Origin of the sequence: Pseudomonas sp. BIGb0381 (genome assembly GCF_024809815.1) — a bacterium.
Taxonomy (GTDB): Bacteria; Pseudomonadota; Gammaproteobacteria; order Pseudomonadales; family Pseudomonadaceae; genus Aquipseudomonas.
Window position 1 is genome coordinate 134,901 of record NZ_JANUEN010000011.1, and the last position, 25,980, is coordinate 160,880.

Sequence of the window (25,980 nt, forward strand, 5' to 3'; positions counted from 1 at the left end):
GGTGTGCGCGACGTTATGTGCATAGCGGTTGCCGCAACCGCAGCGTAAGGGCATTCTGCTGGCTGATTTTTTTCCCGATGCCCGCAAGGAGAACACCATGTCCAACACGCTGTTTATTACTGGCGCTACTTCAGGTTTCGGCGAAGCCTGCGCCCGTCGGTTTGCCGAAGCCGGCTGGAAACTGGTGCTCACCGGTCGTCGTGCCGAGCGTTTGAATGCCTTGGTCGAAGAGCTTTCCAAGCAGACCGAAGTGCACGGCCTGGTGGTCGACGTACGGGATCGCAAAGGCATGGAAGACGCGATCGCCAACCTGCCGCCATCGTTCGCCACCTTGCGCGGGCTGATCAACAACGCCGGCCTGGCCGTGGGCACCGACCCTGCGCCCAAGTGCGACCTTGACGATTGGGAAACCATGGTCGACACCAACATCAAAGGCCTGCTGACCACCACCAGCCTGCTGCTGCCGCGCCTGATCGCCCACGGCCGTGGTGCCGGGATCATCAACCTGGGCTCCATCGCTGGCAGCTACCCGTACCCGGGCAGCCATGTGTATGGCGGTTCCAAAGCGTTCGTGAAGCAGTTCTCCCTGAACCTGCGCTGCGACCTGCAAGGCACCGGCGTACGTGTGACCAACATCGAGCCGGGCCTGTGCGAAAGCGAGTTCTCCCTGGTGCGCTTCGGCGGTGACCAGGCGCGCTACGACGCCACCTACGCCGGCGCCGAGCCGATCCAGCCGCAGGACATCGCCGACACCATCTTCTGGGTGCTGAACACCCCGGCACACGTCAACATCAACCGCCTGGAGCTGATGCCGGTGAGCCAGACCTGGGCTGGGTTTGCGATTGAGCGTGGGGCCAAGTAAGGCTTTAGACCGAGTTGCTGCCATCGGGAGCAAGTCGAATCGTCGCACCGCCCCTCCCACATTGGGTCGTGTTCACACATTCAAATTTGTGAATACGGTCAAATGTGGGAGGGGGCTTGCTCCCGATGAGGCCCTGCAGGTCACCCAAGATGCTGGATCAGCCCCTGGTAGCAGGTTGCCAAATGATAGGGGGTGGTAGAAGGCATATCCCGCCGGCTCACCGCACCCTTGGCATCCAGGCATTCATGCCAGCCTTTTTCATGCAGGAAATGCTGTTGCAGCGCGAGCAATTGGCGCTGCAGCACCGCCTCACTGCCAGGCCGCAAGGTCAGTGCCCGCAGGTATTCCGCCTGGGCCCAGATACGCTGGGTGCCGTCGCGCACGCTGCCGTCGAGTGCCAACATGCCGCTGACCGCTCCGGACGCGTTATCCACACCCTTGTGCTCTGCGTAGGCAAACGCCCGCGTCAGTGACGCATGCAGCGGCGTGCCGCGCAGCACGGGCGAGGATTCGAGCAAAAAGAACCACTCGAACTGGTGCCCCGGCTCAAACCAGTTATCCACAGCGCCCAGCGGTTTTTCCATCATCACGCCGTGCTGGCGGTCGATGAAACGCTGCTGCATGGCCGTCGCCAAGGCCAGCAGGGCTGCTTGCACAGGGGCATCCTCGCGCACCGCGAGGGTAGCGAGGAACGCTTCGGCCAGGTGCATCAACGGGTTTTGCAGCGGGCCGGACTGGAGGGACGACCAGTTGCGTTCCAGCACCGCCTCGTACAGGCCATCCTCGGTGGCGAAGCGCTGGGCGACTACTTCCAGGGCGGCGTTGAGCACCGATTCCACCAGCGGCTCACGCACCTTGGCCCAGTAATGGGCGCAGGCAAAGATGATGAAGGCGTGGGTGTAGAGGTCTTTGCGCTTGTCCAGCGGCTGGCCGGCGGGGTCGATGCTGTAGAACCAGCCGCCGTGTTCCGCATCGTGGAAATGCCGTTGCAGGGAGCGGAACAGCACGGCCGCGCGCGCTTCAGCGAAGGCCGCGCCTGGCTCGCCGATCAGGCTGGCAAACAGGTACAACTGCCGCGCGCAGGCCATGGCGCGATAGCGTTGCGGGGGCAGTGGGCGGTGATCGGCGTCCAGCGCCTCATAGGGCAACGCCAATTCGGCATTCCAGCCCGGGCCCTGCCAGAGCGGCACGATCAGGGTGTGGAAGTGCGTGAGCACGGCATTCAATGAAGGCTGAGGGGCGGAGCTTGGAGCGATGGGCATCGGCTGGCGTCGTCACGGCAGGGGTGTAGGCGCGCATGGTAGCAGAGGGGCAGCGTTAAGTTGTGAGCGGCAAGCTGCAAGTAAGAGCGGTTCGGCGTTTACTTGCAGCTTGTAGCTTGCGACTGTTAGCTGGCGAGCAACCACACCCCAGTCGCCGCCGAAGCCGCTCCGGCAATCCGCACCAACGGTGCCGCCGCAGCCGGCAGCCAGCGCACCAGCGCATACCCGGCAGCGTGCAGTGCAGCGGTGGCGCCGACAAACCCTGCGGCATACGCCCAAGGGCTCGACATCTCCGGCAACTCCAAGCCATGGGCCACACCATGGAACAGCGCAAACAACGCCGTCGCACCCATGGCCATGAACAACGGCGGACGCACCGCCAGTGCCACCGCCAGGCCCAGGGCCAGCACCGAGGCGGCAATCCCGCTTTCCAGCGCGGGCAATTGCAGACCTTCAAAACCGAGGATGCCGCCGATCAGCATGGTGCCGACAAAGGTGCACGGCAGGGCCCAGCGCGCGGCACCTTTTTGCTGAGCGGCCCACAGACCCACCGCAACCATGGCCAGCAGGTGGTCGAGGCCGCCCAGCGGGTGGCTGATACCGGCCACCAGGCCGTTGTCGCCGTGGCCAGGATGAGCGAAGGCCAGGGCGGGCGTGAGCAGCAGGGCGGCGGCTGCGAGGAGTTTGTTGAGGTTCATAAACAGGTTCCTTATGGGTTGATCAGGCGGCGGTCAGCAGGCCTTGGCGTTCGATAAAGGCGACGATTTCTTCCAGGCCTACCCCGGTTTTCTGGTTGCTGAACACGAAAGGCTTGCCGTTGCGCATGCGCTGGGTGTCGCTGTTCATCAGCTCCAGCGAGGCGCCGACCAGCGGCGCCAGGTCGATCTTGTTGATCACCAGCAGGTCGGATTTGCAGATACCCGGCCCGCCTTTGCGCGGCAGCTTGTCGCCGGCGGACACATCGATCACATAGATGGTCAGGTCCGACAGCTCCGGGCTGAAGGTGGCCGACAGATTGTCGCCACCGGATTCCACCAGGATCAGGTCCAGGCCGGGAAAGCGACGGTTGAGTTGGTCCACCGCTTCCAGATTGATCGAGGCGTCCTCGCGAATCGCCGTGTGTGGGCAGCCGCCGGTTTCCACGCCGATGATGCGCTCCGGCGCCAGGGCCTGGTTGCGCACCAGGAAGTCGGCGTCTTCGCGGGTGTAGATGTCGTTGGTGACCACCGCCAGGTTGTAGCGATCGCGCAGCGCGAGGCACAGGGCCAGGGTCAGGGCGGTCTTGCCGGAGCCGACCGGGCCGCCGATACCGACGCGCAGGGGTTGTGTGTTCATCTGATTCTCCAAAATAAAAGGCCCAAAATTTAAAGCCCTAGGAACGGAACAGGCGGCTGTACTGGCGCTCGTGGGCCATGCTCGCCAGGGACAGGCCGAAGGCGGCGCTGCCGAAATGGTGGGGGTCGATGCAGGCGGCGTCCTGCTGGGCTTGTTGCAGCAGGGGCAGCAGCTCGCTGGTGAGGCGTTGCGCGGCTTGTTGGCCCAGGGGCAGGGTTTTCATCAGCACGGCCAATTGGTTTTCCAGCCAGCTCCAGAGCCAGGCGGCGAGGGCGTCGTCGGCGCTGATCGTCCAGGCGCGCGCGGCCAGGGCCCAGCCCAAGGCCAAGTGCGGTTCGCTGCGTTGCTCCAGGAAGCTGTGGGCGTCGCTGTCCAGTTCCGGCAGGCCATTGAGCAACTGCTGCAGGGAATAACCCATCTGCCGACTTTCCTGATACAGCTCCCGGGTTTCGCGGCTGGCTTGATGCGCTTCGCACAGCTGTGCCAACGCTGGCCAGTCCTGCTCTGCGGCGGCGCGACAGTGGGCGAGCAACAACGGGGCTTCGAAGCGCGCAAGGTTGAGCAGCAATTGGTCGCTGATCCAGCGGCGAGCGCTGGCGGCATCGTTGACGCGGCCGTTCTCCACGGCCATTTCCAAACCTTGGGAATAGCTGTAGCCGCCAATCGGCAATTGCGGACTGGCCAGACGCAACAGCGCCCAGGCTGGGTTCATAGACGCACGCCGAACTGATGCAGCTTGGGCGGGTAGTTGAAATCTTCATCGCCATGACGGGAGTGATGGTGGCCACCGCCGTAGGCGCCGTGTTCCGGTTGGAACGGCGCTTCGATGGTTTCGGTGTGGGCGCCCAGTTGCTCAAGCATGGCCTTGAGCACGTAGTCGTCGAGCAGGCGCAACCAGCCATCCCCCACTTGCAAGGCCACATGGCGGTTGCCGAGGTGGTAGGCGGCGCGGGTCAGTTCAAAGGCGTTGCTGCAGGTGACGTGCAGCAGGTGTTCAGGGCGTGCGCACACGCGTACGACACGTCCGTCTTCGGCTTGTAGGAATTCGCCATCGTGCAACGGCGGCTGGCCGCGCTCCAGAAACAGGCCGACGTCTTCACCGTCGGCACTGAAACAGCGCAGGCGGCTCTTGCTGCGTGCTTCGAAATTCAGCAGCAGCTCAGCGGCCCAGAGGGCTTGGGGGGCGATTCGGCGGTGGATCACCAGCATCAGGAAGCTTCCAGCTATGAGCGATGGAAGTGCTACAGCAAGGGGCTTGCCAACCCGGTCAAGCGTAGGAATTGCCTGTAGGCAGGCAAGACGGTGCTACTAAACGGGGCGTGGGAAGGGTTTTTGAGTGGGCCAAAATGGTGCGATTTGCTGTTGTGCGCACTGGTCTCGGGCGTTTTCGGATTTGTCCTACGCGTGATCAGGAATCGGCGTTCAAAACATTACGTGCCGTGTCTTTAGGCTATGCGCCGTGTTTAATCCACTGCGACGTTCATCATGTTCAAGTCATTTTTTTGCTTGGTTATTGTCAGCCTGTCTTTGGCCATTTCATCGGCCTCGGCCAATTTGCAGCCACGTTCAACCTTCACCGTTTCGGTTAAGGAGGCCCCTATCAATGATGTGATCGACCGCGCCCACGAACTGCTGGGCACCCCCTACAAGTGGGGTGGTTCTTCAGCAGAGCAGGGGTTCGATTGCAGCAGCTTCCTGGTTTACCTGTTCAAGACCCAAGCCAATATCCAGATACCGCGCACCACGGTGGCGATGCACCGATCAACGGCCCCGACCATCCAACGCACGGCTTTAAAACCAGGGGATGCGGTGTTTTTCAAAGGCAATGGGCGCGGCCAGGTCAGCCATGTCGGCCTGTATATCGGCGAGGGTAAATTCATTCATTCACCGCGCACCGGCAAAAGCATCCGCATCGATTCACTGAGCAACAGCTATTGGAACAAGCACTACACCACCGCCAAGCGTTTTCACACGGCGGGTTGACGGCTTATTCGGTGCTGCCCAGGCCTTGCCAGTGTTTGAGGCCGATAAAGATAAAGCGCAGTTGCTGGGTGATTTTCGCCTGGGGCGTGAGGTGGGCAGGCAACGCCTGGGCAGGCGGGTCGATGATGTCGGGGAGGGTGGCAAACACGCTCTTGACGATCAGGTCCGCCATCACGTGCAAACCTTCGGCATCCAGGTGCTGCAGTTTGGGCATCAGCGTCAGGTCTGCCGCCAGGTCGCGGGTGATGTCTTCACGCAGGGCTCCGATGGCTTGGCGCACCGCCAGGCAACCGCCGTATTGCTCACGGGCCAGGAACAGGAATTGCGAGCGGTTGGCCGAGACCACATCGAGAAAAATCCGCACTGAGGCATCGATAATGCCGCCCATCACGAATTCGTTGTGGCGCACCAGGCGAATGGTGGCGCGAAAGGTCTGGCCCACCTCACTCACCAATACAAGTCCAAGTTGGTCCATATCGGCAAAGTGGCGATAGAAACCGGTGGGGACAATGCCTGCGGTCTTGGCCACTTCACGCAGGCTCAGGCTGCCAAACCCACGACCACACTCCATCAGATGGCGGGCAGCGTCCATCAGGGCGAGGCGGGTCTGTTGCTTCTGTTCGGCGCGGGGCAGCATGGGCAGGCGGGCTTTGTCGGCGAGTACAGCGACGCACTCTAGCAAAACAGCTTCGTTGACGTCGAACTTGGCGGGGGATAGATGAGGAGGTTGCGTGACAGGCTCTACAAAAAGTCAAAAGCCCGGTCGGTAGATCGGGCTTTTTTGTGGGCCACCACGGGGTCAGCTCTGAGCTTGATGCAGTTCTTGCAGGCGATCAGCACCACCTTCGGCGACACCTTCAGTGTAGGCACGTTCGTTGGCTTGTTCCGCGCCACCTTCAACCAAACCTTTCTGTTCCAGGCGGTTACGGCCGTTTTCGGTCAGGCCTTCGGTGTAGGCGCGTTTGTTGGCTTGTTCCGAACCGTTTTCAGCAACAGCGCCTTTGGCGTAGTCACGGTTCTCGTCTTCTTGCGAACCGCTGCGGGCCAGGGTCTGGTTGAAGTGAACGGCGTCGGCTTTGACTTGTGGGGTAACCTGTTCGGCGGCAGGCAGCGCAAATGCGCTGGAAGCCAGGATGGATAACAGGACGGTAGCGAGTACTTGGCGTTTCATGATGGGTTGCTCCTTGGGAGGGCGATAAAGTGGGTACGGGGCTAATGCTACTCTCGATAAGTCGATATAAAAGTTCATAAACGCAATGGTAATAATCAACAGAATTGATTGTTCCCGGCGGAGGCTCTAGAACAAGCCTCTCAAGCACGCGGTTTTGCACCGTGGTGGGTATTTTCGACACGAACCTGGGTAACAATGGTGCGTCGTTGATGGCCAGAATGTGTCTGGTTGGTCAGGTAAATGGCTTTTTGCGGTTAAATCGGTGATCGGGTTAAACCCCCGGTCGGTTTGCCAGTCGTAGTTTTATAAGCTGTCTTAATGGCTGTAACCCGGCCAGTCGTATTCAGGAGTCCTGTGCAATGACGCGCACTCGTAAAATCGTCACTTGGAGCTGCGCCAGCTTCGTTGTGTTAATCGCTGTGGTGGTGCTGGTCCTGGTGTTCTTCGACTGGAACCGCATCAAGCCCCCGCTCAATGCCAAAGTCTCCGAAGAGCTGCATCGTCCGTTTGCCATTAACGGCAACCTGGCGGTGGTGTGGGCACGTGAGCCCGATGAAGGCGGCTGGCGCGCCTGGGTGCCGTGGCCCCATGTGATTGCCGAGGACCTGACCCTGGGCAACCCCGACTGGTCGAAAAAACCGCAGATGGTCACGCTGAAAAAGGTCGAGCTGCGTATTTCGCCGCTGGCGTTGCTGGTGCAGCGCGTGGTGATCCCGCGTATCGACCTCACCGAGCCCAGTGCCGAGTTGCAGCGCCTGGCCGATGGGCGCGCCAACTGGATGTTCAAGTTCGATCCCAAGGACCCCGACGCCGAACCTTCCAACTGGGTGGTGGACATCGGCGCCATTGGTTTCGACAAGGGCCACGTGACCCTCGACGACCAGACCCTCAAGACTCAGTTGGACGTGATCATCGACCCCCTGGGCAAGCCGATCCCGTTCGGCGAAATCGTCGGTGACGCCGATGCCAGGAAGTCCTTGGAAAAAGGCTCCGCGCCCCAGGACTATGCGTTCGCCCTCAAGGTCAAAGGCCAGTACCACGGGCAGAAGCTCGACGGCAGCGGCAAGATCGGTGGCCTGCTGGCCTTGCAGGACGCGGCCAAGCCGTTTCCGCTGCAAGCCCAGGTCAAGATTGCCGATACCAGCATCGCGCTGGCAGGCACCTTGACCGACCCGTTGAACCTCGGCGCCCTGGACCTGCGCCTGAAACTGTCCGGCAGCAGCCTGGGTAACCTCTACCCGCTGACCGGCGTCACCTTGCCGGATTCACCGGCCTACTCCACTGACGGCCACTTGATCGCCAAAGTGCACGAGGCCAGCGGCGCGTCATTCAGCTACGAAAACTTCAACGGCAAGATCGGCAACAGCGATATTCACGGCAACCTCGCCTATGTCGCCAGCCAGCCACGTCCCAAGCTCAGCGGTGCGTTGGTGTCCAACCAATTGCTGATGACCGACCTTGCCCCCCTGATCGGTGCCGACTCCAACGCCAAGCAAAAAGCGCGTGGCGGTGAGAGCAAACAGCCGGCGACCAAGGTGCTGCCGGTGGAGGAGTTCCGCACCGAGCGCTGGCGCGATATGGATGCCGATGTGGAATTCACCGGCAAACGCATCGTGCACAGTGCCGAATTGCCCTTCAACGACCTGTACACCCACTTGGTGCTCAACGACGGCGAACTGAGCCTGGAACCGCTGCGATTCGGCGTCGCCGGCGGCAAGCTGGATGCGCAGATCCGCTTGAACGGCCGCACCACGCCGATGGAAGGCCGCGCCAAATTCACTGCGCGCAACTTCAAGCTCAAGCAGTTGTTCCCGACCTTCGAACCGATGAAAACCAGCTTTGGTGAACTCAACGGTGATGCCGATATTTCCGGGCGCGGTAACTCCGTCGCGGCGCTGTTGGGCACCTCCAACGGTGACCTGAAGATGTTGATCAACGACGGCGCCATCAGCCGTGGCCTGATGGAAATTGCCGGGCTCAACGTGGGCAACTATGTGGTGGGCCGCCTGTTTGGCGACAAGGAAGTGAAGATCAACTGCGCGGCGGCGGACTTCGGGATCAAGACCGGCCTGGCAACCACACGGTTGTTTGTGTTCGATACCGAGAACGCGATCATCTATATCGATGGCACCGCCAACATGGCCACCGAACAGCTCGACCTGACCATCACCCCCGAGTCCAAGGGCTTCCGCCTGTTTTCCCTGCGTTCGCCGTTGTACGTCAACGGCCCGTTCATCAAACCCAATGCGGGTGTAAAAGCCATCCCCCTGGCTCTGCGTGGCGCGGGTATGGTGGCTCTGGGTGTGATCGCCGGCCCGGCAGCGGGTCTGTTGGCGCTGGTGGCACCAAGCGCCGATGCGCCGAACCAGTGTGCACCGTTGTTGCAGCAGATGAAGGAGGGCAAGGCACCGAAGACGGTGAAAGGCTAGCGGACAGAACACAAACCCAAATGTGGGAGGGGGCTTGCCCCCGATGCGTCGTTTCAGCCACTGCATCCGGTGGCTGACACTCCGTCATCGGGAGCAAGCCCCCTCCCACATTTTTTTGAATTGCGCGGCTTACAGGCTTTCGAGAATATCCGCCATATCGTCCGCATGCTCTTCTTCCTGAGCCAGGATCTCTTCAAACAGACGACGCGTGGTTGGATCCTTATCACCGATGTACTGGATGATTTCACGGTAGCTGTCCACCGCGATCCGCTCGGCCACCAGGTCTTCGTAGACCATTTCCTTCAAGCTGTTACCGGCCACGTATTGGGCGTGGGAGTTTTTCGACAGCAGGTCCGGGTTGAACTCCGGCTCGCCGCCTAACTGCACGATGCGTTCGGCGAGTTTGTCGGCGTGCTCGGCTTCCTGGGTGGCGTGTTCGAGGAACTCCTGCGCGGCGACGGCAGCTTTAACGCCGCTGGCCATGAAGTAGTGGCGCTTGTAGCGCAGCACACACACCAGCTCAGTGGCCAGGGAGCCGTTGAGCAGGCGGATAATCTCTTCGCGGTCGGCGTCATAGCCCTCGGTCACGGCACCGTTTTCGACGTTTTGGCGGGCGCGGCTGCGCAGGGTCGCAACGTCAGTCAAGTTTGCTTCAGTCATCTCAATCTCCTGGGGCTAATCCGGTTTTACGCCACGCTCTGTCGGCGTGATCGCTCCCAGTTGTGAGTCACGGGCGCAGCAAAAAGTTTTATTGGATTTGCCCGGCGTGTCATCAGCGCGTCGCTGGAGTTGCGCTAGCCTGCCATCATCCTTTCTTGATCCAGGGCGTTCGCTACATGTCGCAGTTGTTAGCCACGCGTTACCCCTTGGTGCTGGTGCCTGGCATGCTGGGGTTCGTGCGCCTGGGGTTCTTCCCTTACTGGTACGGCATTGTCCCGGCACTGCGGGCGGGTGGGGCGCAGGTGTTTCCCATCCAGGTGGCGCCGCTGGATTCCAGCGAGGTGCGTGGCGAGCAGTTGCTGGCGCAGATCGAGCGGATTCGCCTTGAGACCGGCGCCGACAAGGTCAACCTGATCGGCCATAGCCAGGGCGCGCTGACCGCCCGTTATGCGGCGGCCATGCACCCGGAGTGGGTAGCATCGGTGACGTCGGTGGCCGGGCCCAATCACGGCTCGGAACTGGCGGACCATATCCACGCGCATTATCCGGCCGACAGCGTGAAGGGGCGGCTCATGAGCGCGCTGTTTCATCTGGTTGCAGCGGTGATGAGCCTGCTGGAAACCGGCTATCGCGGCCCGCGCTTCAAGGCGGACTTGCAGGCGTCCCACCACTCCCTGACCAGTGCAGGCGTGGCGCTGTTCAACCGCGAGTATCCCCAAGGGCTGCCGCACACCTGGGGCGGGCACGGGGCGGAGGTGGTCAATGGCGTGCGCTACTACTCATGGTCCGGCACCTTGCAACCGGGCAAGACCGATCGCGGGCGCAACCTGCTGGACGGGACGAATCGCAGTTGCCGAGTGTTCGCACGCAGCTTCGTGCGCGAGAAGGGCCAGTGCGACGGCATGGTCGGGCGCTGCAGCTCGCACCTGGGGCGGGTGATCGGCGATGACTACGCCCTGGACCACTTCGATATCGTCAACCAGTCCATGGGCCTGGTAGGCAAGGGCGCCGAGCCGATCCGGTTGTTCGTCGAGCATGCCCAGCGCCTGAAGGCCGCCGGGGTTTAAGCCTGGCGGCGCACCGGTGTGGTCCAGCGCTCGGACAAAATCACCCCGCCCAAGGTCAGCAAGCCCCCCACCAGGTGATACAGCGCCAACTCTTCCTTCAACACCACGGCGGCAATCAACGCGGTGATCAACGGCAGCAGGTTGAAAAACAGCGTTGTGCGGCTTGGTCCCAGGGTCTTCACCGAATGCATCCACGCCAGCGGCGCGAGCATCGAAGCCAGCAAGCACGCATAAAGCACCAGTGGAATATTCGCCCAGCCCAGGCCGGCTTTTGCCGAAAACAGAAACAGCGGAAACAGCACCACCACTGCCACCAGCACCTGTAAATACAGAAGCACCAGCGGCGGCAAGCGCAGTTGCCATTTTTTCAGCAGGGTGCTGTAGACCGCATACGCCAGGGTCGCGACCAGCATCATTGCGTCGCCCAGGTTCACGCCGTGCTGCAGCAACGCGCCGAGGCTGCCGGCCGACACCACCACCACAACCCCGGCGAACGACAGCACCGCACCCGTCAGCGCACCAAACGTCAGGCGCTGGCCCAGGCTGATGATGGCCGCCGTCAGGGCCATCAACGGCATCAACGACAGGATGATGCCCATGTTGGTGGCGCTGGTCAGCGAAGCGGCGTAGTACGCCAGGCTCTGGTACACCGCCATGCCCAGCACGCCGAGGATGCAGATCTTGCCCAGGTTCGGGCGGATCAGCGGCCAGTTGGCGATGACCGGTTTGAGCATGAACGGTGTAAACAGCAGTGCTGCCAGCAACCAGCGGTAAAAGCCGATTTCAGCGGGGAAAATCGAACCCACGGCCAGTTTGTTGACCACGGTGTTGCCGGCCCAGATAAAAATGGCCAGCAAGGGATACGCGTATTGCATGACATCGCCGTACAGAGGAATGAGCGGGGATTATCCTCTCTTCGCGGGAATGTGTAACAGGATTTGGCTACACTCTCGGAAGGCTGCGCTCCTCGGCGCGGTAACAGGGAGAAAACTTCATGAAGATGTTGCGTGTTCCGTTGATGATGTTAGGCCTGCTGCTCTGTTCCCAAGGCTTTGCCGCCACCGCGCAGCAAAACAAGATGACCACCTGCAATGCCGAAGCCACCACCAAGACGCTCAAGGGCGACGAGCGCAAGGCATTCATGAAAACCTGCCTGTCGGCTCCGGCGGCCAATGATGCGAAGACGCTCACGCCGCAGCAGCAGAAGATGAAGGATTGCAATGCGTCGGCGAAAACCAAGGCGCTGACCGGCGATGCGCGCAAGACGTTCATGAGCACCTGCCTGAAGAATTGATAGCCCCGGGCCCTAGAAGGCTGCGACACTCGCACACAGCCCACCTGTAGGAGCGAGCTTGCTCGCGAAGAACACAATTACCCCGCGTTTATTCAGAATAAACGCGTTATCGTTGGCGACCTTCGCGAGCAAGCTCGCTCCCACACATCCTTTAATGCCGTTCGTTTTGAGGCTGTATGCCAACGTTTTCTCAGCGTCATGTGTTGTTGCTGGCCAGCTACATCATCATTTTCGGCGGGTTGCTGCTGGTATTGCCGCTGAAATTGCTGCCCAGCCTGTTGGCCGGCCTGTTGGTCTATGAACTGGTCAACATGCTCACCCCCCAACTGCAACGGTTGATCGAAGGGCGCCGCGCGCGCTGGTTGGCGGTGGCCTTGCTCGGCACCCTGATCGTCAGCGTGCTGACCCTGATCTTCGCCGGAGCCATCAGCTTCCTGCTCCACGAAGCGGAAAACCCCGGGGCCTCCCTCGACAAGTTCATGGGTGTGGTCGACCGGGCACGCGGCCAGCTGCCGCCGTTCCTCGATGCCTACCTGCCCGCCAGCGCCGCCGAATTCCGCGTGGCCATCGGCGACTGGCTGAGCAAGCACCTGAGCGAACTGCAACTGGTCGGCAAAGACGCCGCCCACATGTTCGTCACCCTGCTGATCGGCATGGTGCTTGGCGCGATCATCGCCCTGCAGCGCGTGCCGGATCTGACCAAGCGCAAGCCTTTGGCCGCCGCGCTGTTCGACCGCCTGCACCTGCTGGTCCAGGCGTTTCGCAACATCGTTTTTGCACAGATCAAGATCGCCGCGCTCAACACCGTCTTTACCGCCGTGTTCCTCGCCGTGGTATTGCCGTTGTGCGGCATTCACCTGCCGCTGACCAAAACCCTGATCGTGCTGACCTTCCTGCTCGGCCTGCTGCCGGTGATTGGCAACCTGATGTCCAACACCCTGATCACCATCGTCGCGCTGTCGCTGTCGATCTGGGTGGCGGTGGCGGCGCTGGGGTATTTGATCGTGATCCACAAGGTCGAGTACTTCCTCAACGCGCGCATCGTCGGCGGGCAGATCAGTGCCAAGTCGTGGGAATTGCTTCTGGCGATGCTGGTGTTTGAAGCCGCGTTTGGTTTGCCGGGGGTGGTGGCGGGGCCGATTTACTATGCGTATCTGAAGAGTGAGCTGAAGCTCGGCGGGATGGTTTAAGGCGTGTGTTGCCTGGGCGGGCCCCATCGGGGGCAAGCCCCCTCCCACATTTACTGTGTTTACATAGGTCGACTTGTGAACACTGTCAGTGTGGGAGGGGGCTTGCCCCCGATGAAGTCACCACGGTATTTCAGGTGAAACTCAGCAGCCGTAGCGCTTGCTGGCTTCAATCGCCAAACCGCTGCCGATACTGCCGAAGATATTCCCTTCCACATGCCGGGCATTCGGCAGCATTGCCGAGATGCTGTGGCGCAGTGCTGGAATACCGCTTGAACCACCGGTAAAGAACACCGTGTCCACCTGGGCCACCGACACCGAGGCATCGGTGAGCAACTGCGTCACGCTGTTGCGCACGCGTTCCAGCAAGCCATCGATGGCCGACTCGAACAGTGCGCGGCTCAGGTCCACGCTCAACCCCGGCTCAACCCGGTCCAGCAGGACGTGGCGGCTGTCGTCATGGGTGAGTTGGATCTTGGTCTCTTCCACTTCCATGGCCAGCCAGTGCCCGGCGCGCTGTTCGATCAGCTTGAACAGGCGGTCGATGCCGCCGGTGTCTTCGATGTCGTAGCGCATGCTGCCCAGGGCCAGCTGGGATTTCTGCGAGTACACCGAGTTGATGGTGTGCCAGGTCGCCAGGTTCATGTGGTGGCTGGTGGGCATGTAGGCGCCGCTTTTCATGCGGCTGCCGTAGCCGAACAGCGGCATCATGCCGGCCAGGGACAGTTGCTTGTCGAAGTCGGTCCCGCCGATGTGCACGCCGCCGGTGGCGAGGATGTCGTCCTGGCGGTTGTCGTTGTGGCGGCGGTCCGGGGACAGGCGCACCAGCGAGAAGTCGGACGTACCACCGCCGATGTCGACGATCAGTACCAGCTCTTCTTTCTCGATGGTGGACTCGTAGTCGAACGCGGCGGCAATCGGTTCGTACTGGAACGAGATGTCCTTGAAACCGATCTTGCGCGCCACGTCGACCAAGGTGTTTTCGGCTTCCTGGTCGGCCATAGGGTCGTCATCGACGAAGAACACAGGGCGGCCCAGCACCACTTCTTCGAACTCGCGGCCGGCGGTGGCTTCGGCGCGGCTCTTGAGTTGGCCGATAAACAGCGCCAGCAGGTCGGTGAACGGCATCGCCGTGCCCAATACGCTGGTGTCGTGCTTGATCAACTTGGAACCCAGCAGGCTCTTGAGCGAGCGCATCAGCCGGCCTTCGTAGTTTTCCAGGTATTCGTGCAAGGCCAGGCGACCGTAGACCGGGCGGCGCTCCTCGAAGTTGAAGAACACCACCGACGGCAGGGTGATCTTGTCGTCCTCCAGCGCGATAAGCGTTTCCATGCCGGGGCGGATCCAGCCGACGGTGGAGTTGGACGTGCCAAAGTCGATACCGCAGGCACGGGCTGGGGATGGGTTTTTCATGTCTATCGGGTTCCGGTTGAAAAACGGCCGCGCAGTGTATGCCAGTCGAGGGCGGATGCGTAGGCCGACCATCCGTTAAATCGTGCTTGAAAGTTCAGCATTTGCCCCCACATCTGGTGCATACGGCAAGCGCCGATAACACTTTGACGCACCCCCAGGCCACGACACTCTACAGGTGCAAAGCAACGCACGTTGTGCCCCGGGCTGTGCGATCTCGATTAAGGATGGTGAACCGCCGATGGATTTCAAAGACTACTACAAGATTCTGGGTGTCGAGCCGACGGCCGATGACAAGGAAATCAAGGCCGCCTATCGCAAGCTCGCGCGCAAATATCACCCGGACGTGAGCAAGGAAAAAGACGCCGAAGCCAAGTTCAAGGACGCGTCCGAAGCCTATGAAGCGCTTAAAAGCGCCGATAAGCGCGCCGAATACGACGAGCTGCGCAAATACGGCCAGCATGGCCAACCGTTCCAGGGCCCGCCAGGCTGGCAGAGCCGTGGCGGTTTTGGCGGTGGCCAGGGCACCGAAGACTTCTCTGACTTCTTCAGCTCGATCTTTGGCGGTCGTGGCGATGCCTTTGGTGGCGGCCAGCGTCGTCCGACCGGGCGCAAGGGCCAGGACGTGGAGATGCAGCTGTCGGTGTTCCTCGAAGAGACGCTGTCCACCGAGTCCAAGCAGATCAGCTTCCAGGTGCCGCAATACGACGCCTCGGGCCGGCATGTCAGCAATACCACCAAGAGCCTGAACGTGAAGATCCCCGCCGGCGTGGCCGACGGTGAGCGTATCCGCCTCAAAGGGCAGGGCGCACCGGGCATTGGCGGTGGGGCCAATGGTGACCTGTACCTGATCGTCAAGTTTGCGCCGCATCCCAAGTTCGAAGTGGATGGCGAAAACCTGATCATCAACCTGCCGCTGGCGCCGTGGGAATTGGCGCTGGGCGCGGAAGTGGCCGTGCCGACCCTGACTGGCAAGATCAACCTCAAGGTGCCGGCCGGCAGCCAGAACGGCCAGCGCATGCGTGCCAAGGGCCATGGCTTGCTGAACAAGGCCGGGCAGCGTGGCTTCCTGTACGTGCAGCTCAAGGCGGTGATGCCACCGGCAGGCGATGACGACGTGAAAGCCTTGTGGCAGGAGCTGGCAAAAAAAGCCGCGTTCAATCCGCGCGAGCAGTTCTAAGGGGATTTGTGGTGAGGGCACAAGCTCCCTCACCACAGGTTCCAAGTCAGAACAGGAAATACCGCTGCGCCATCGGCAACACATCCGCCGGCTCACACCACAGCAGCACCCCGTCGGCCTTGACCTGATAGGTCTGTGGGTCCACCTCGATATCCGGCAGGTAATCGTTGTGGATCAGGTCGGTTTTCTGCACGTCGCGACACCCTTTCACCACCTCAATCTGTTTCTTCAGGCCCAGCGCTTGCGGCAAGCCTGCGTCCAGGGCTGCCTGGCTGATAAAGGTCAGGCTGGTGGCATGCAGTGAGCTGCCGAAACTGGCGAACATCGGGCGATAGTGCACCGGCTGCGGGGTGGGGATCGACGCATTGGCATCGCCCATCAGGCTGGACGCAATCGCGCCGCCCTTGAGGATCAGGGTCGGCTTGATGCCGAAGAACGCCGGGCGCCACAGCACCAGGTCAGCCCACTTGCCCACTTCGATGGACCCGACGATATGGCTGATGCCATGGGTGATCGCCGGGTTGATGGTGTACTTGGCGATGTAGCGCTTGGCGCGGAAGTTGTCGTTGCCGGGGCCGTCACCGGGCAGGGCGCCACGCTGTTTCTTCATCTTGTCGGCGGTCTGCCAGGTGCGGGTGATCACTTCACCAACGCGGCCCATGGCCTGGCTGTCGGAGCTGATCATCGAGAACGCGCCGAGGTCGTGCAGGATGTCTTCGGCGGCGATGGTCTCGCGGCGGATGCGGCTTTCGGCGAAGGCCACGTCTTCGGCAATGCTTGGGTCCAGGTGATGGCAGACCATCAACATGTCCAGGTGTTCGTCGATGGTGTTGCGCGTGAACGGCCGCGTCGGGTTGGTGGAGCTGGGCAGCACGTTGGGAAAGCCGCAGGCCTTGATGATGTCCGGCGCGTGGCCGCCACCGGCACCTTCAGTGTGGTAGGTGTGGATGGTGCGGCCCTTGAGCGCGGCGAGGGTGGTTTCGACAAAGCCGGATTCGTTGAGGGTGTCGCTGTGGATCGCCACCTGCACGTCGTACTGGTCGGCGACGTTCAGGCAGTTGTCGATGCTGGCGGGCGTGGTGCCCCAGTCTTCGTGCAGCTTCAAGCCGATGGCGCCGGCCTTGACCTGCTCGATCAACGGCTCGGGCAAGCTCGCGTTGCCCTTGCCGGTAAACCCGATGTTCATCGGGAACGAGTCGCTGGCCTGCAGCATGCGCGCCAGGTGCCAAGGCCCGGAGGTGCAGGTGGTGGCGTTGGTGCCGGTGGCCGGCCCGGTGCCGCCGCCGATCATGGTGGTGACGCCGCTGGTCAGCGCCTCTTCGATCTGCTGCGGGCAGATGAAATGCACGTGGGAGTCGATGCCGCCGGCGGTGAGGATCATGCCTTCACCGGCGATCACTTCGGTGCTGGCGCCGATGGCCATGGTTACGCCGGGCTGGATGTCCGGGTTGCCGGCCTTGCCGATCGCGTGAATGCGGCCGTTCTTCAAGCCGACGTCGGCTTTGACGATGCCCCAGTGGTCGATGATCAGCGCGTTGGTGATCAGGGTGTCGACGACTTCATGGGCGAGCAATTGGCTCTGGCCCTGGCCGTCGCGGATGACTTTGCCGCCGCCGAATTTCACTTCTTCGCCATAGACGGTGAAGTCCTGCTCGACTTCGACGAACAGCTCGGTATCGGCCAGGCGGACCTTGTCACCGACGGTGGGGCCGTACATGTCGGCGTAGGCTTGGCGGCTGATTTTCATAGGTGTGTGCCCTGAGAAGAATGTGTTGAATGTGACACCGCTATCGGGAGCAAGCCCCCTCCCACCTTTGATGTGTGAACACGGTCAAAATGTGGGAGGGGCGGTGCGACGATTCGACTTGCTCCCGATGAGGCCCTAAAGGTCGCCCATGATTCGTCCGGCAAACCCGAATACCCGCCGCCCGCCGCTCAAATCAACCAGCTCGACCTCACGGCTCTGCCCCGGCTCAAACCGCACCGCCGTGCCCGCCGGAATATTCAGGCGCATGCCGCGGCTCAATGGACGGTCAAACGTCAGCGCGTCATTGGTCTCGAAAAAATGGTAGTGCGAACCCACCTGGATCGGCCGGTCGCCGCTGTTGGCCACGCTGAGGGTGACGGTGCGCCGGCCGACGTTGAGTTCGATCTCGCCAGGCTGGATCTGATATTCGCCAGGAATCATGCAGGTTGCCCCAGGGTCTTGAAGTAGATGGCGGTCGGGCTGTAGCGCCCGTCCGGGCTTTGGCAGTAGTCGGGCAGTTCACCGAGCTTGGTGTAGCGCAGCGACTGGTAGAAGGCTTCGGCAGGCGAGCCGGCTTCGGTGTCCAGGTACAGCAGGCCGCGCTTGTGCTGGCGCGCGGCGAGCTCCAGGGTGTTCATCAATTGTTGGCCCAGGCCGTGGCGCCGCGCGCTGCTGTGCACCAGCAGCTTTTGCACTTCGGCGCGGTTCAGGCCGTTGGCTTTCTGACACAGTGCCAACTGCACGCTGGCGATCACCTGCTCATCGCGCACCACCACCCACAGCAACAGGCTGGCGTCTTCAATGCTCGCCTGCACGCTTTCCAGATAGACGCGGGCCTGGGCCTCATCGAAGTCGGCCATAAAACCAACCGACGCACCCTGCTTGACCGCATCCAGCAACAGCTCGATCAGGCCCCGGCGGTAGTGGGCAAAACTTTCAGCATTGACTCGACGCAGTTGCGCGGCATTCATCGAACTCACTCCTTGGGCGGTTGCGCGCCCGGATTCAATGTCAGTTGCATAAAGGTCAGGTCCAGCCAGCGGCCGAACTTGATGCCCACTTGGGGCATTTGCCCGGTGGTGACGAACCCCAGGCGTTCATGCAGGCGGATCGACGCCAGGTTGCCGCTTTCGATAGCCGCCACCATCACATGCTTGCCACAGGTTCTGGCGCGTTCGATCAGGGCCTGCATCAGCAGTGGGCCAAGGCCTTTGCCGCGCTGGTCGTTGCGTACATACACCGAGTGCTCGACGCTGTAGCGGTAGCCTTCGAACGCGCGCCAATCGCCAAACGAGGCATAGCCGATCACTTGCTCATTTTCGGTCGCCACCAGAATCGGATAGCCCTGGGCCTGGCGTGCACTGAGCCAGGCCTGGCGGTTGCCGAGATCCACCAGTTGTTCGTTCCAGATCGCCGTGGTGTTGAGTACCGCGTCGTTGTAGATGTCGCGGATCGCCGGCAGGTCCTGCTCGGTTGCATCACGAATCATGGCCGTGCCTCACGCGATGGGTTGGTGGACAGTCACCAGTTTGGTGCCGTCGGGGAAGGTGGCTTCCACCTGGATATCCGGGATCATTTCCGGGATGCCTTCCATCACCTGTTCACGGCTGAGCAGGGTCGTGCCGTAGTGCATCAGGTCGGCCACGGTGCGGCCATCGCGGGCGCCTTCCATCAAGGCTGCGGAGATATAGGCGATGGTTTCCGGGTAGTTGAGCTTCACACCGCGCGCCAGGCGCCGTTCGGCTACTAAGCCGGCGGTGAAGATCAGCAGTTTGTCTTTTTCCCGTGGGGTCAGGTCCATGGTTCAGTCCGTCGTGAAATACATTCGTAAATACAATGGAGATTAAGTGTGGGAGGGGGCTTGCCCCCGATAGGGCAGTGTCAGGCAATACATCTTTCACTGACCCACCGCTATCGGGAGCAAGCCCGCTCCCACATGTTGATCTTCATGTGCTCCAGATTCGTGGTGCGACCGCCTCTCGCCCAAACATGGCGGGGCGTAACAATTTCCATAAATCAATCAACCAGCCCCGCGCCAGCAGCGCTTCGCTGGCCAGGCAGCGGGCGACCAGCAAGCCGGGCAGTTGGGTCAGGTCGCCGCGCACGGCGTGGGGCAGGGCGCGGCAGTGTTCGAGTAATTCAGGTTCTATATCGCCGGTCACCAGCAGTGTGGCGAACACCGGTTGGCCGTCCAGGCCGATGGGCGAGTCGAGCAGACCGTCGGCGCCCACAATGCGCTGGCGCTCGTGCCAGAGCAACTGGCCGTCGCGGCGGATATCCAGGTGCGATTGAAAGTGCCCCAGGTCGAAACGCTCGCCACTGGCCGGGCGTCCCAGGGCGATCACGTCCCAGTAGAACAACCGGGCATCGCCGTGCAGGTCGATGCGGGTGCTGAGTTCGGCCTGGGCGGCGCTGAACACGATGGTTTCCTGGGGCAGCCATTCCAGGGTCGCGCCGGTTTCCACGGTCAGGTCCAACTGCTGAAACGCCGGGCCGCTGGCGCGATACCACTTGGCTGCGCCGGGGCTGGTCAACTGGGCCCAGGCGCCCTCGGCGACATGGGCGCGGATGTCCAGGCGATCACCGCCGGCAATCCCGCCAGGTGGGTGCACGATGATGTGCTGGCACACCTCGGAACCTTCGGCGTACAGGTGCTTTTGCACCCGCAGCGGGCCGAGATGGCGGCGCATCACCGGGCGCGTGGTGTCGCCGAAACGCGCATAGCCGAGTTCCAGCTCGGCGTGCCAGCTGGGCGTGAACAGGGCAGGGGAAACGGGCAGGTTCATGGTTTCTTGTGCTTATCGTCAGGACGCTACAGGTTAGATGGTAACCAAGCCGCGCACACCCTCGCTTTCCATATTTTCACCGCGGCCCTGCTGCACGATTTCACCGCGCGACATCACCAGGTAGTGGTCGGCCAACTCGGCAGCAAAGTCGTAGAACTGCTCCACCAACAGGATCGCCATGTCGCCGCGCGCCGCGAGTTTCTTGATCACTGCACCGATCTCCTTGATTACCGACGGCTGGATGCCTTCGGTGGGCTCATCGAGGATCAACAGGCGCGGACGGCTGGCCAGGGCCCGGCCGATGGCCAGCTGTTGCTGCTGGCCGCCGGACAAATCGCCGCCGCGCCGGTGCTTCATTTGCAGCAAAACCGGGAACAGTTCATAGATAAACGCCGGCACTTCCTTGGCTTCCGAGCCGGGAAAACGCGACAGCCCCATCAGCAGGTTTTCTTCCACCGTCAGCCGCCCGAAAATCTCCCGGCCCTGGGGCACATAGGCGATCCCTGCGTGCACCCGCTGGTGCGGCTTGAAGCCGGTGATGGCCTTGCCTTCCCAATTCACCGCGCCTTCTTTGGCCGGCAGCAGGCCCATCAGGCATTTGAGCAGGGTGGTCTTGCCCACGCCGTTACGGCCGAGCAGGCAGGTGACTTCGCCGATCTTCACGTCGAAGGACAGCCCACGCAGGATGTGGCTACCGCCGTAGTACTGGTGCAGCTTGTCGACTTGCAGCATGTTCAGTTCTCCTTAGCGACCGAGGTACACCTCGATCACCCGCTCATTTTCCTGCACCTGTTCCAGCGACCCTTCGGCCAGCACACTGCCCTGGTGCAACACGGTCACGTGGTCGGCAATCGAGCCGACAAAACCCATGTCGTGTTCCACCACCATCAACGAATGCTTGCCCGCCAGGCGCTTGAACAGTTCGGCGGTGAATTCGGTTTCGGCGTCGGTCATGCCCGCCACCGGTTCGTCCAGCAGCAACAGTTGCGGGTCTTGCATCAGCAGCATGCCGATTTCCAGGAACTGCTTTTGCCCGTGTGAGAGCAGCCCGGCGGGCCGATGCACCGAAGCGGTGAGGCGGATGGTGTCGAGCACTTCATCGATACGATCCTTTTGCTCACCGCTCAGGCGTGCACGCAGGCTGGCCCACACCGACTTGTCGGTCTTCTGCGCCAGCTCCAGGTTTTCGAACACGCTCAGGGCTTCGAACACCGTGGGTTTCTGGAACTTGCGGCCGATGCCGGCCTGGGCGATCTGCACTTCGCTCATGCTGGTCAAGTCGAGGGTTTCGCCAAACCAGGCCTTGCCGTGGCTGGGCCGGGTCTTGCCGGTGATCACGTCCATCAGCGTGGTCTTGCCCGCGCCGTTGGGGCCGATGATGCAGCGCAATTCGCCGACCCCGATGTACAGGTTCAAGTTGTTGAGCGCCTTGAAACCGTCAAAGCTGACGCTGATGTCTTCGAGGGTCAGGATGGTGCCATGGCGGGTGTTCAGGCCGGTGCCTGCGGCCTGGCCGATGCCGATCGCATCGCGGCCGCTGCCCGCATCAAAAATAGGTTCGAGCATGACGTTCCTCATTTCTTCAACAGCCCGATAACGCCCTTGGGCAGGTACAGGGTGACGATGATGAACAGCGCCCCGAGGAAGAACAGCCAGTACTCCGGGAAGGCCACGGTGAACCAGCTCTTCATGCCATTGACCACGCCCGCGCCGAGCAACGGCCCGATCAGCGTGCCACGCCCGCCCAAGGCCACCCATACGGCGGCTTCGATGGAGTTGGTCGGCGACATTTCACTCGGGTTGATGATGCCCACTTGCGGCACGTACAACGCACCTGCCAAGCCGCATAACACCGCGCTCAACACCCATACGAACAGCTTGAAGCCGCGCGGGTCGTAGCCGCAGAACATCAGGCGGTTCTCGGCATCGCGCAGAGCGGTCAGCACCCGGCCGAACTTGCTCTGGGCCAGGCGCCAGCCGATGTACAGGCTCGCCACCAGCAACCCCACTGTTGCCACGAACAGCACGGCACGCGTGCCTGGTTCGGTAATGCCAAAGCCGAGGATGCTGCGGAAGTTGGTGAAGCCGTTGTTGCCACCGAACCCGGTCTCGTTGCGAAAGAACAACAGCATCCCGGCAAAGGTCAGCGCCTGGGTCATGATCGAGAAATACACGCCCTTGATCCGCGAGCGGAACGCGAAGAAGCCGAACACCAGCGCCAGCACCCCCGGCGCCAATACCACCAGGCACAGGGCCCAGAGGAAGTGCTCGGTGCCGACCCAATACCAGGGCAATTCGGTCCACGACAAAAAGGTCATGAACGCCGGCAGCTCATCGCCAGAGGCCTGGCGCATCAGGTACATGCCCATGGCATAACCGCCGAGGGCAAAGAACAGGCCGTGGCCCAGGGACAGCATCCCCGCATAACCCCACACCAGGTCCAAGGCCAGGGCGACGATGGCGTAGCAAAGGATCTTGCCCACCAGTGTCAGGGTGTAGGCCGATACATGCAGCGGGTTTTCCGGCGACAGCAGCGAACACAACGGCAGGGTCAGCAGGAGCAACAGCACCACCGCGCCGACTGCAATCGTCACCTTGGGGCCGGCCTTTTGTGCGGCCGTGAGCATCAATGGCTGGTTCATCAGTCAATCACCCGTCCTTTCAGTGCGAAGAGTCCCTGCGGGCGTTTCTGGATAAACAGAATGATCAGCGCGAGGATCAGGATCTTGCCGAGCACGGCACCGATCTGTGGTTCCAGGATCTTGTTGGCGATACCCAGGCCGAACGCTGCCATCACGCTGCCGGCCAACTGGCCGACACCGCCGAGTACCACCACCAGGAACGAGTCGATGATGTAGCTCTGGCCCAGGTCCGGGCCGACGTTACCGATCTGGCTCAGCGCCACGCCGCCCAGCCCGGCAATGCCGGAGCCCAGGCCAAACGCGAGCATGTCCACACGCCCGGTGGGCACGCCGCAGCAGGCGGCCATGTTGCGGTTCTGGGTGACGGCGCGCACGTTGAGCCCCAGGCGCGTCTTGTTCAGCAGCAGCCAGGTCAGCACCACCACAAACAGCGCGAAAGCGATGATCACGATGCGGTTGTACGGCAGCACCAGGTTGGGCAGCACTTGAATGCCGCCCGACAGCCACTGCGGGTTTGCCACCTCGACGTTCTGCGCACCAAACACCAGGCGCACCAGTTGGATCAGCATCAGGCTGATGCCCCAGGTGGCGAGCAGGGTTTCCAATGGCCGGCCGTACAGGTGACGAATCACCGTGCGCTCCAGGGCCATGCCGATGGCGGCGGTGACGAAAAACGCCACCGGCAGCGCGATCAGCGGGTAGAACTCGATGGCCGCCGGCACGTAGCGCTGCATCAGTAGTTGCACCACGTAGGTGGAGTAGGCGCCGAGCATCAGCATCTCGCCGTGGGCCATGTTGATCACACCGAGCAGGCCGAAGGTGATCGCCAGGCCCAGGGCCGCCAGCAGCAGGATCGATCCCAGGGACATGCCGCTGAAGGCCTGGCCGAGAATTTCACCCATCATCAGTTTGCGTTTGACCTGGGCCAGGCTGGTCTCGGCGGCGGTGTGCACGGCGGCGTCGGTTTCCACACCGGGCGCCAGCAGCGCTTCGAGGCGGGTGCGGGCCAGCGGGTCGCCGGTACTGCCGAGCAGGCGCACCGCAGCGAGGCGCACCACCGGGTCGGTGTCCACCAGTTGCAGGTTGGCCAGGGCCAGGCTGAGGGCGGTGTGCACGTCCTCGTTGGTTTCGGCGGCGACCTGCTGGTCGAGGAATTTGAGTTGCGCAGGTTGCGCGCTTTTTTGCAGGGTTTGCGCAGCGGCCAGGCGCACCTTGGGGTCGGCGGCGAGCAGTTGCTGGCTGGCTTGTACGTTATCGATCAGGCCACGCAGGCGGTTGTTCAGGCGCACGGTCTTGGTTTCACCGTTGAGCGTGAGCTTGCCTTGTTGCAGGGCGTCCACCAACTCGATGCGCGCCGGGTCGGGCTGGGCGGCCCAGTCCTGGAGGAGCTTGGCTTGTTGCATCGGGTTGGCGGCCAGGAAGTCTTCGGCGTCGCCGGCATGTACTGCCAAGGGCAGCAATAGCAGCAATGCCAGGAGATAGCGATTGAGGGCAGCGGGCATAAACAAATGTCCTAGTCATGCGCGGACAGTGTGGGAGGGGGCAAGCCCGCTCCCACAGTTGACCTGTGGTCGGGCTTTAGTTGCTCTTCACCGCATAGTCCGGCTTCTTGTCATTGCCCGGAATGTAAGGGCTCCACGGCTGCGCCCGGATCGGTTCCTGGGTCTGCCACACCACCGAGAACTGCCCATCAGACTGGATCTCGCCGATCATCACCGGCTTGTGCAGGTGGTGGTTGGTCTTGTCCATGGTCAAAGTGAAGCCCGACGGCGCGGCGAAGGTCTGGCCGGCCAGCGCTTCACGCACTTTGTCGACGTCGGTGGACTTGGCTTTTTCCGCCGCCTGCGCCCACATGTGGATGCCCACGTAGGTGGCTTCCATCGGGTCGTTGGTCACGGCTTTGTCCGCGCCCGGCAGGTTGTGTTTCTTGGCATAGGCTTTCCAGTCGGCGACGAACTTGGTGTTCACCGGGTTCTCCACCGACTGGAAGTAGTTCCAGGCCGCCAAGTTGCCCACCAGCGGCTTGGTGTCGATGCCGCGCAGTTCTTCTTCGCCCACGGAGAAGGCCACCACCGGTACGTCGGTGGCTTTCAGGCCCTGGTTGGCCAGCTCTTTGTAGAACGGCACGTTGGAGTCGCCGTTCACGGTGGAGATCACCGCTGTCTTGCCGCCAGCGGAGAACTTCTTGATGTTGGCAACAATGGTCTGGTAATCGGCGTGGCCGAATGGGGTGTAGACCTCTTCGATATCTTTATCCGCTACGCCTTTGGAGTGCAGGAACGAGCGCAGAATCTTGTTGGTGGTGCGCGGGTACACATAGTCGGTGCCGAGCAGGAAGAAACGCTTGGCGCTGCCGCCTTCTTCGCTCATCAGGTATTCCACCGCCGGGATCGCCTGCTGGTTCGGCGCCGCACCGGTGTAGAACACGTTCGGCGACATCTCTTCGCCTTCGTATTGCACCGGGTAGAACAGCAGGCCGTTGAGCTCTTCGAACACCGGCAATACCGATTTGCGCGACACCGAGGTCCAGCAGCCAAACACCACGGCGACCTTGTCCTGGGTCAGCAACTGCCGGCCTTTTTCCGCGAACAACGGCCAGTTCGACGCCGGGTCCACCACGACCGGCTCAAGCATCTTGCCATTCACCCCGCCCTTGGCGTTGATCTCGTCGATGGTCATCAGCGCCATGTCTTTGAGGGACGTTTCGGAGATGGCCATGGTGCCGGACAGCGAGTGCAGGATGCCGACCTTGATGGTCTCGGCGGCCTGCACGGTCCACGTCATGCCCATGGCGACAATGGAGGCGGACAGGGTGAAAGCCTTGATCAAGCTGCGACGCTTCATGGTGCGGTCTCCGTAAACGTTTAGTTTTTTTTGATAGGCCGATGTGAACGCTGAACAGGTACTAGCAAAGGCTGTGCCCGATGGCGAAATGCCCGGTTTTACTGGAGAAAAAGCCCGGCAG

General features: G+C 61.8%; 28 protein-coding genes. 7 read left to right on the top strand and 21 right to left on the bottom strand.

Annotated elements, in window-relative coordinates:
* The first annotated feature begins 97 nt into the window (after positions 1-97).
* Complete coding sequence (locus tag M2397_RS25100; RefSeq protein ID WP_053134501.1) at positions 98-862, top strand: SDR family oxidoreductase; 765 nt, start codon at positions 98-100, stop codon at positions 860-862.
* 140 nt (positions 863-1,002) lie between these two features.
* On the opposite strand, the gene M2397_RS25105 is transcribed toward M2397_RS25100, so the two are convergent.
* The 5 genes from M2397_RS25105 to ureE all read right to left on the bottom strand — a co-directional run bounded on the left by M2397_RS25105 (position 1,003) and on the right by ureE (position 4,668).
* Complete coding sequence (locus M2397_RS25105) at positions 1,003-2,124, bottom strand: AGE family epimerase/isomerase (protein WP_131696747.1); 1,122 nt, start codon at positions 2,122-2,124, stop codon at positions 1,003-1,005.
* 125 nt (positions 2,125-2,249) lie between these two features.
* Positions 2,250-2,822, bottom strand: coding sequence for a HupE/UreJ family protein (locus M2397_RS25110; protein ID WP_131696746.1), 573 nt, complete (start codon positions 2,820-2,822; stop codon positions 2,250-2,252).
* A gap of 22 nt (positions 2,823-2,844) precedes the next feature.
* Positions 2,845-3,459, bottom strand: coding sequence for an urease accessory protein UreG (gene ureG, locus M2397_RS25115; RefSeq protein WP_012721947.1), 615 nt, complete (start codon positions 3,457-3,459; stop codon positions 2,845-2,847).
* A gap of 37 nt (positions 3,460-3,496) precedes the next feature.
* On the bottom strand, positions 3,497-4,171 hold the full coding sequence (locus M2397_RS25120; protein ID WP_259244682.1) for an urease accessory protein UreF: 675 nt from the start codon (positions 4,169-4,171) through the stop codon (positions 3,497-3,499).
* On the bottom strand, positions 4,168-4,668 hold the full coding sequence (gene ureE / locus M2397_RS25125; RefSeq protein WP_065947138.1) for an urease accessory protein UreE: 501 nt from the start codon (positions 4,666-4,668) through the stop codon (positions 4,168-4,170). The genes M2397_RS25120 and ureE overlap by 4 nt, the downstream gene beginning before the upstream one ends.
* A gap of 276 nt (positions 4,669-4,944) precedes the next feature.
* Here ureE and M2397_RS25130 point away from each other — a divergent pair, with 276 nt between their 5' ends.
* Positions 4,945-5,442 (top strand): C40 family peptidase, encoded by a 498-nt coding sequence (locus M2397_RS25130; protein WP_131696744.1) that lies wholly within the window; start codon positions 4,945-4,947, stop codon positions 5,440-5,442.
* A 4-nt stretch (positions 5,443-5,446) separates the two neighbouring features.
* Here M2397_RS25130 and M2397_RS25135 read toward each other — a convergent pair whose 3' ends face one another.
* Positions 5,447-6,079 (bottom strand): TetR family transcriptional regulator, encoded by a 633-nt coding sequence (locus M2397_RS25135; RefSeq protein ID WP_065900186.1) that lies wholly within the window; start codon positions 6,077-6,079, stop codon positions 5,447-5,449.
* Positions 6,080-6,241: 162 nt separating this feature from the next.
* The gene (locus M2397_RS25140) at positions 6,242-6,613 is read right to left on the bottom strand and encodes a hypothetical protein (protein ID WP_131696743.1); all 372 of its coding nucleotides are present in this window, start codon (positions 6,611-6,613) and stop codon (positions 6,242-6,244) included.
* Between the two features lie 359 nt (positions 6,614-6,972).
* Here M2397_RS25140 and M2397_RS25145 point away from each other — a divergent pair, with 359 nt between their 5' ends.
* Positions 6,973-9,042, top strand: a complete 2,070-nt coding sequence (locus M2397_RS25145; RefSeq protein ID WP_259244684.1) for an AsmA family protein — start codon at positions 6,973-6,975, stop codon at positions 9,040-9,042.
* Between the two features lie 129 nt (positions 9,043-9,171).
* Here M2397_RS25145 and M2397_RS25150 read toward each other — a convergent pair whose 3' ends face one another.
* Positions 9,172-9,702, bottom strand: a complete 531-nt coding sequence (locus tag M2397_RS25150) for a bacterioferritin (protein ID WP_027607715.1) — start codon at positions 9,700-9,702, stop codon at positions 9,172-9,174.
* A 176-nt stretch (positions 9,703-9,878) separates the two neighbouring features.
* Here M2397_RS25150 and M2397_RS25155 point away from each other — a divergent pair, with 176 nt between their 5' ends.
* On the top strand, positions 9,879-10,769 hold the full coding sequence (locus M2397_RS25155; protein WP_184745386.1) for a triacylglycerol lipase: 891 nt from the start codon (positions 9,879-9,881) through the stop codon (positions 10,767-10,769).
* On the opposite strand, the gene M2397_RS25160 is transcribed toward M2397_RS25155, so the two are convergent.
* Positions 10,766-11,644 (bottom strand): DMT family transporter, encoded by an 879-nt coding sequence (locus tag M2397_RS25160; RefSeq protein WP_131696740.1) that lies wholly within the window; start codon positions 11,642-11,644, stop codon positions 10,766-10,768. The genes M2397_RS25155 and M2397_RS25160 overlap by 4 nt on opposite strands.
* 119 nt (positions 11,645-11,763) lie before the next feature.
* Here M2397_RS25160 and M2397_RS25165 point away from each other — a divergent pair, with 119 nt between their 5' ends.
* Positions 11,764-12,063, top strand: coding sequence for a PsiF family protein (locus tag M2397_RS25165; RefSeq protein WP_131696739.1), 300 nt, complete (start codon positions 11,764-11,766; stop codon positions 12,061-12,063).
* 176 nt (positions 12,064-12,239) lie between these two features.
* Positions 12,240-13,253, top strand: a complete 1,014-nt coding sequence (locus tag M2397_RS25170; protein ID WP_131696738.1) for an AI-2E family transporter — start codon at positions 12,240-12,242, stop codon at positions 13,251-13,253.
* A 141-nt stretch (positions 13,254-13,394) separates the two neighbouring features.
* Here M2397_RS25170 and M2397_RS25175 read toward each other — a convergent pair whose 3' ends face one another.
* The gene (locus M2397_RS25175; RefSeq protein ID WP_131696737.1) at positions 13,395-14,663 is read right to left on the bottom strand and encodes an Hsp70 family protein; all 1,269 of its coding nucleotides are present in this window, start codon (positions 14,661-14,663) and stop codon (positions 13,395-13,397) included.
* A gap of 238 nt (positions 14,664-14,901) precedes the next feature.
* Here M2397_RS25175 and M2397_RS25180 point away from each other — a divergent pair, with 238 nt between their 5' ends.
* Complete coding sequence (locus tag M2397_RS25180) at positions 14,902-15,840, top strand: DnaJ C-terminal domain-containing protein (protein ID WP_131696736.1); 939 nt, start codon at positions 14,902-14,904, stop codon at positions 15,838-15,840.
* A gap of 46 nt (positions 15,841-15,886) precedes the next feature.
* Here the strand turns inward: M2397_RS25180 and ureC are convergent, their stop codons facing one another.
* From ureC to urtA, 11 genes are all read right to left on the bottom strand, one after another.
* Positions 15,887-17,587, bottom strand: coding sequence for an urease subunit alpha (ureC, locus tag M2397_RS25185; RefSeq protein WP_259244685.1), 1,701 nt, complete (start codon positions 17,585-17,587; stop codon positions 15,887-15,889).
* A gap of 135 nt (positions 17,588-17,722) precedes the next feature.
* Positions 17,723-18,028 carry an urease subunit beta gene (locus M2397_RS25190; RefSeq protein ID WP_027607724.1) on the bottom strand — a complete coding sequence of 102 codons (306 nt, stop codon included), beginning with the start codon at positions 18,026-18,028 and terminating at the stop codon, positions 17,723-17,725.
* The gene (locus tag M2397_RS25195) at positions 18,025-18,558 is read right to left on the bottom strand and encodes a GNAT family N-acetyltransferase (RefSeq protein ID WP_131696734.1); all 534 of its coding nucleotides are present in this window, start codon (positions 18,556-18,558) and stop codon (positions 18,025-18,027) included. Before M2397_RS25195 ends, M2397_RS25190 begins: the two co-directional genes overlap by 4 nt.
* Positions 18,559-18,563: 5 nt before the next feature.
* Entirely contained in the window at positions 18,564-19,076 is a 513-nt protein-coding gene (locus M2397_RS25200; protein ID WP_090400824.1) for a GNAT family N-acetyltransferase, read from the bottom strand.
* A 9-nt stretch (positions 19,077-19,085) separates the two neighbouring features.
* Positions 19,086-19,388, bottom strand: coding sequence for an urease subunit gamma (gene ureA / locus M2397_RS25205; protein WP_003171437.1), 303 nt, complete (start codon positions 19,386-19,388; stop codon positions 19,086-19,088).
* A gap of 145 nt (positions 19,389-19,533) precedes the next feature.
* On the bottom strand, positions 19,534-20,373 hold the full coding sequence (locus tag M2397_RS25210) for an urease accessory protein UreD (RefSeq protein WP_259244686.1): 840 nt from the start codon (positions 20,371-20,373) through the stop codon (positions 19,534-19,536).
* A 33-nt stretch (positions 20,374-20,406) separates the two neighbouring features.
* Positions 20,407-21,105: an urea ABC transporter ATP-binding subunit UrtE gene (urtE, locus tag M2397_RS25215; protein ID WP_122538470.1), complete on the bottom strand. Its 699-nt coding sequence runs from the start codon at positions 21,103-21,105 to the stop codon at positions 20,407-20,409.
* A gap of 12 nt (positions 21,106-21,117) precedes the next feature.
* Positions 21,118-21,951, bottom strand: coding sequence for an urea ABC transporter ATP-binding protein UrtD (gene urtD / locus M2397_RS25220; protein WP_178116730.1), 834 nt, complete (start codon positions 21,949-21,951; stop codon positions 21,118-21,120).
* The gene (gene urtC / locus M2397_RS25225; protein WP_184745382.1) at positions 21,948-23,015 is read right to left on the bottom strand and encodes an urea ABC transporter permease subunit UrtC; all 1,068 of its coding nucleotides are present in this window, start codon (positions 23,013-23,015) and stop codon (positions 21,948-21,950) included. The genes urtD and urtC overlap by 4 nt, the downstream gene beginning before the upstream one ends.
* The gene (urtB, locus tag M2397_RS25230; RefSeq protein ID WP_145336045.1) at positions 23,015-24,517 is read right to left on the bottom strand and encodes an urea ABC transporter permease subunit UrtB; all 1,503 of its coding nucleotides are present in this window, start codon (positions 24,515-24,517) and stop codon (positions 23,015-23,017) included. The genes urtC and urtB overlap by 1 nt, the downstream gene beginning before the upstream one ends.
* A 76-nt stretch (positions 24,518-24,593) precedes the next feature.
* Positions 24,594-25,859, bottom strand: coding sequence for an urea ABC transporter substrate-binding protein (gene urtA / locus M2397_RS25235; protein WP_259244687.1), 1,266 nt, complete (start codon positions 25,857-25,859; stop codon positions 24,594-24,596).
* Positions 25,860-25,980: the final 121 nt, after the last annotated feature.

What these genes read in the sequence shown, in the direction of transcription:
- ureC (WP_259244685.1), bottom strand. Translation starts at nt 17,587, where the DNA reads ATGAAAATCAGCCGCCAAGCCTACGCCGACATGTACGGCCCCACCGTC.
- M2397_RS25170 (WP_131696738.1), top strand. Translation starts at nt 12,240, where the DNA reads ATGCCAACGTTTTCTCAGCGTCATGTGTTGTTGCTGGCCAGCTACATC.
- ureA (WP_003171437.1), bottom strand. Translation starts at nt 19,388, where the DNA reads ATGGACCTGACCCCACGGGAAAAAGACAAACTGCTGATCTTCACCGCC.
- M2397_RS25210 (WP_259244686.1), bottom strand. Translation starts at nt 20,373, where the DNA reads ATGAACCTGCCCGTTTCCCCTGCCCTGTTCACGCCCAGCTGGCACGCC.
- M2397_RS25120 (WP_259244682.1), bottom strand. Translation starts at nt 4,171, where the DNA reads ATGAACCCAGCCTGGGCGCTGTTGCGTCTGGCCAGTCCGCAATTGCCG.
- M2397_RS25200 (WP_090400824.1), bottom strand. Translation starts at nt 19,076, where the DNA reads ATGATTCGTGATGCAACCGAGCAGGACCTGCCGGCGATCCGCGACATC.
- M2397_RS25165 (WP_131696739.1), top strand. Translation starts at nt 11,764, where the DNA reads ATGAAGATGTTGCGTGTTCCGTTGATGATGTTAGGCCTGCTGCTCTGT.
- M2397_RS25130 (WP_131696744.1), top strand. Translation starts at nt 4,945, where the DNA reads ATGTTCAAGTCATTTTTTTGCTTGGTTATTGTCAGCCTGTCTTTGGCC.
- M2397_RS25110 (WP_131696746.1), bottom strand. Translation starts at nt 2,822, where the DNA reads ATGAACCTCAACAAACTCCTCGCAGCCGCCGCCCTGCTGCTCACGCCC.
- M2397_RS25155 (WP_184745386.1), top strand. Translation starts at nt 9,879, where the DNA reads ATGTCGCAGTTGTTAGCCACGCGTTACCCCTTGGTGCTGGTGCCTGGC.
- urtD (WP_178116730.1), bottom strand. Translation starts at nt 21,951, where the DNA reads ATGAGGAACGTCATGCTCGAACCTATTTTTGATGCGGGCAGCGGCCGC.
- M2397_RS25150 (WP_027607715.1), bottom strand. Translation starts at nt 9,702, where the DNA reads ATGACTGAAGCAAACTTGACTGACGTTGCGACCCTGCGCAGCCGCGCC.
- M2397_RS25105 (WP_131696747.1), bottom strand. Translation starts at nt 2,124, where the DNA reads ATGCCCATCGCTCCAAGCTCCGCCCCTCAGCCTTCATTGAATGCCGTG.
- M2397_RS25180 (WP_131696736.1), top strand. Translation starts at nt 14,902, where the DNA reads ATGGATTTCAAAGACTACTACAAGATTCTGGGTGTCGAGCCGACGGCC.
- M2397_RS25140 (WP_131696743.1), bottom strand. Translation starts at nt 6,613, where the DNA reads ATGAAACGCCAAGTACTCGCTACCGTCCTGTTATCCATCCTGGCTTCC.
- M2397_RS25145 (WP_259244684.1), top strand. Translation starts at nt 6,973, where the DNA reads ATGACGCGCACTCGTAAAATCGTCACTTGGAGCTGCGCCAGCTTCGTT.
- M2397_RS25195 (WP_131696734.1), bottom strand. Translation starts at nt 18,558, where the DNA reads ATGAATGCCGCGCAACTGCGTCGAGTCAATGCTGAAAGTTTTGCCCAC.
- M2397_RS25160 (WP_131696740.1), bottom strand. Translation starts at nt 11,644, where the DNA reads ATGCAATACGCGTATCCCTTGCTGGCCATTTTTATCTGGGCCGGCAAC.
- ureE (WP_065947138.1), bottom strand. Translation starts at nt 4,668, where the DNA reads ATGCTGGTGATCCACCGCCGAATCGCCCCCCAAGCCCTCTGGGCCGCT.
- urtC (WP_184745382.1), bottom strand. Translation starts at nt 23,015, where the DNA reads ATGAACCAGCCATTGATGCTCACGGCCGCACAAAAGGCCGGCCCCAAG.
- M2397_RS25100 (WP_053134501.1), top strand. Translation starts at nt 98, where the DNA reads ATGTCCAACACGCTGTTTATTACTGGCGCTACTTCAGGTTTCGGCGAA.
- M2397_RS25190 (WP_027607724.1), bottom strand. Translation starts at nt 18,028, where the DNA reads ATGATTCCTGGCGAATATCAGATCCAGCCTGGCGAGATCGAACTCAAC.
- urtA (WP_259244687.1), bottom strand. Translation starts at nt 25,859, where the DNA reads ATGAAGCGTCGCAGCTTGATCAAGGCTTTCACCCTGTCCGCCTCCATT.
- M2397_RS25135 (WP_065900186.1), bottom strand. Translation starts at nt 6,079, where the DNA reads ATGCTGCCCCGCGCCGAACAGAAGCAACAGACCCGCCTCGCCCTGATG.
- urtB (WP_145336045.1), bottom strand. Translation starts at nt 24,517, where the DNA reads ATGCCCGCTGCCCTCAATCGCTATCTCCTGGCATTGCTGCTATTGCTG.
- urtE (WP_122538470.1), bottom strand. Translation starts at nt 21,105, where the DNA reads ATGCTGCAAGTCGACAAGCTGCACCAGTACTACGGCGGTAGCCACATC.
- M2397_RS25175 (WP_131696737.1), bottom strand. Translation starts at nt 14,663, where the DNA reads ATGAAAAACCCATCCCCAGCCCGTGCCTGCGGTATCGACTTTGGCACG.
- ureG (WP_012721947.1), bottom strand. Translation starts at nt 3,459, where the DNA reads ATGAACACACAACCCCTGCGCGTCGGTATCGGCGGCCCGGTCGGCTCC.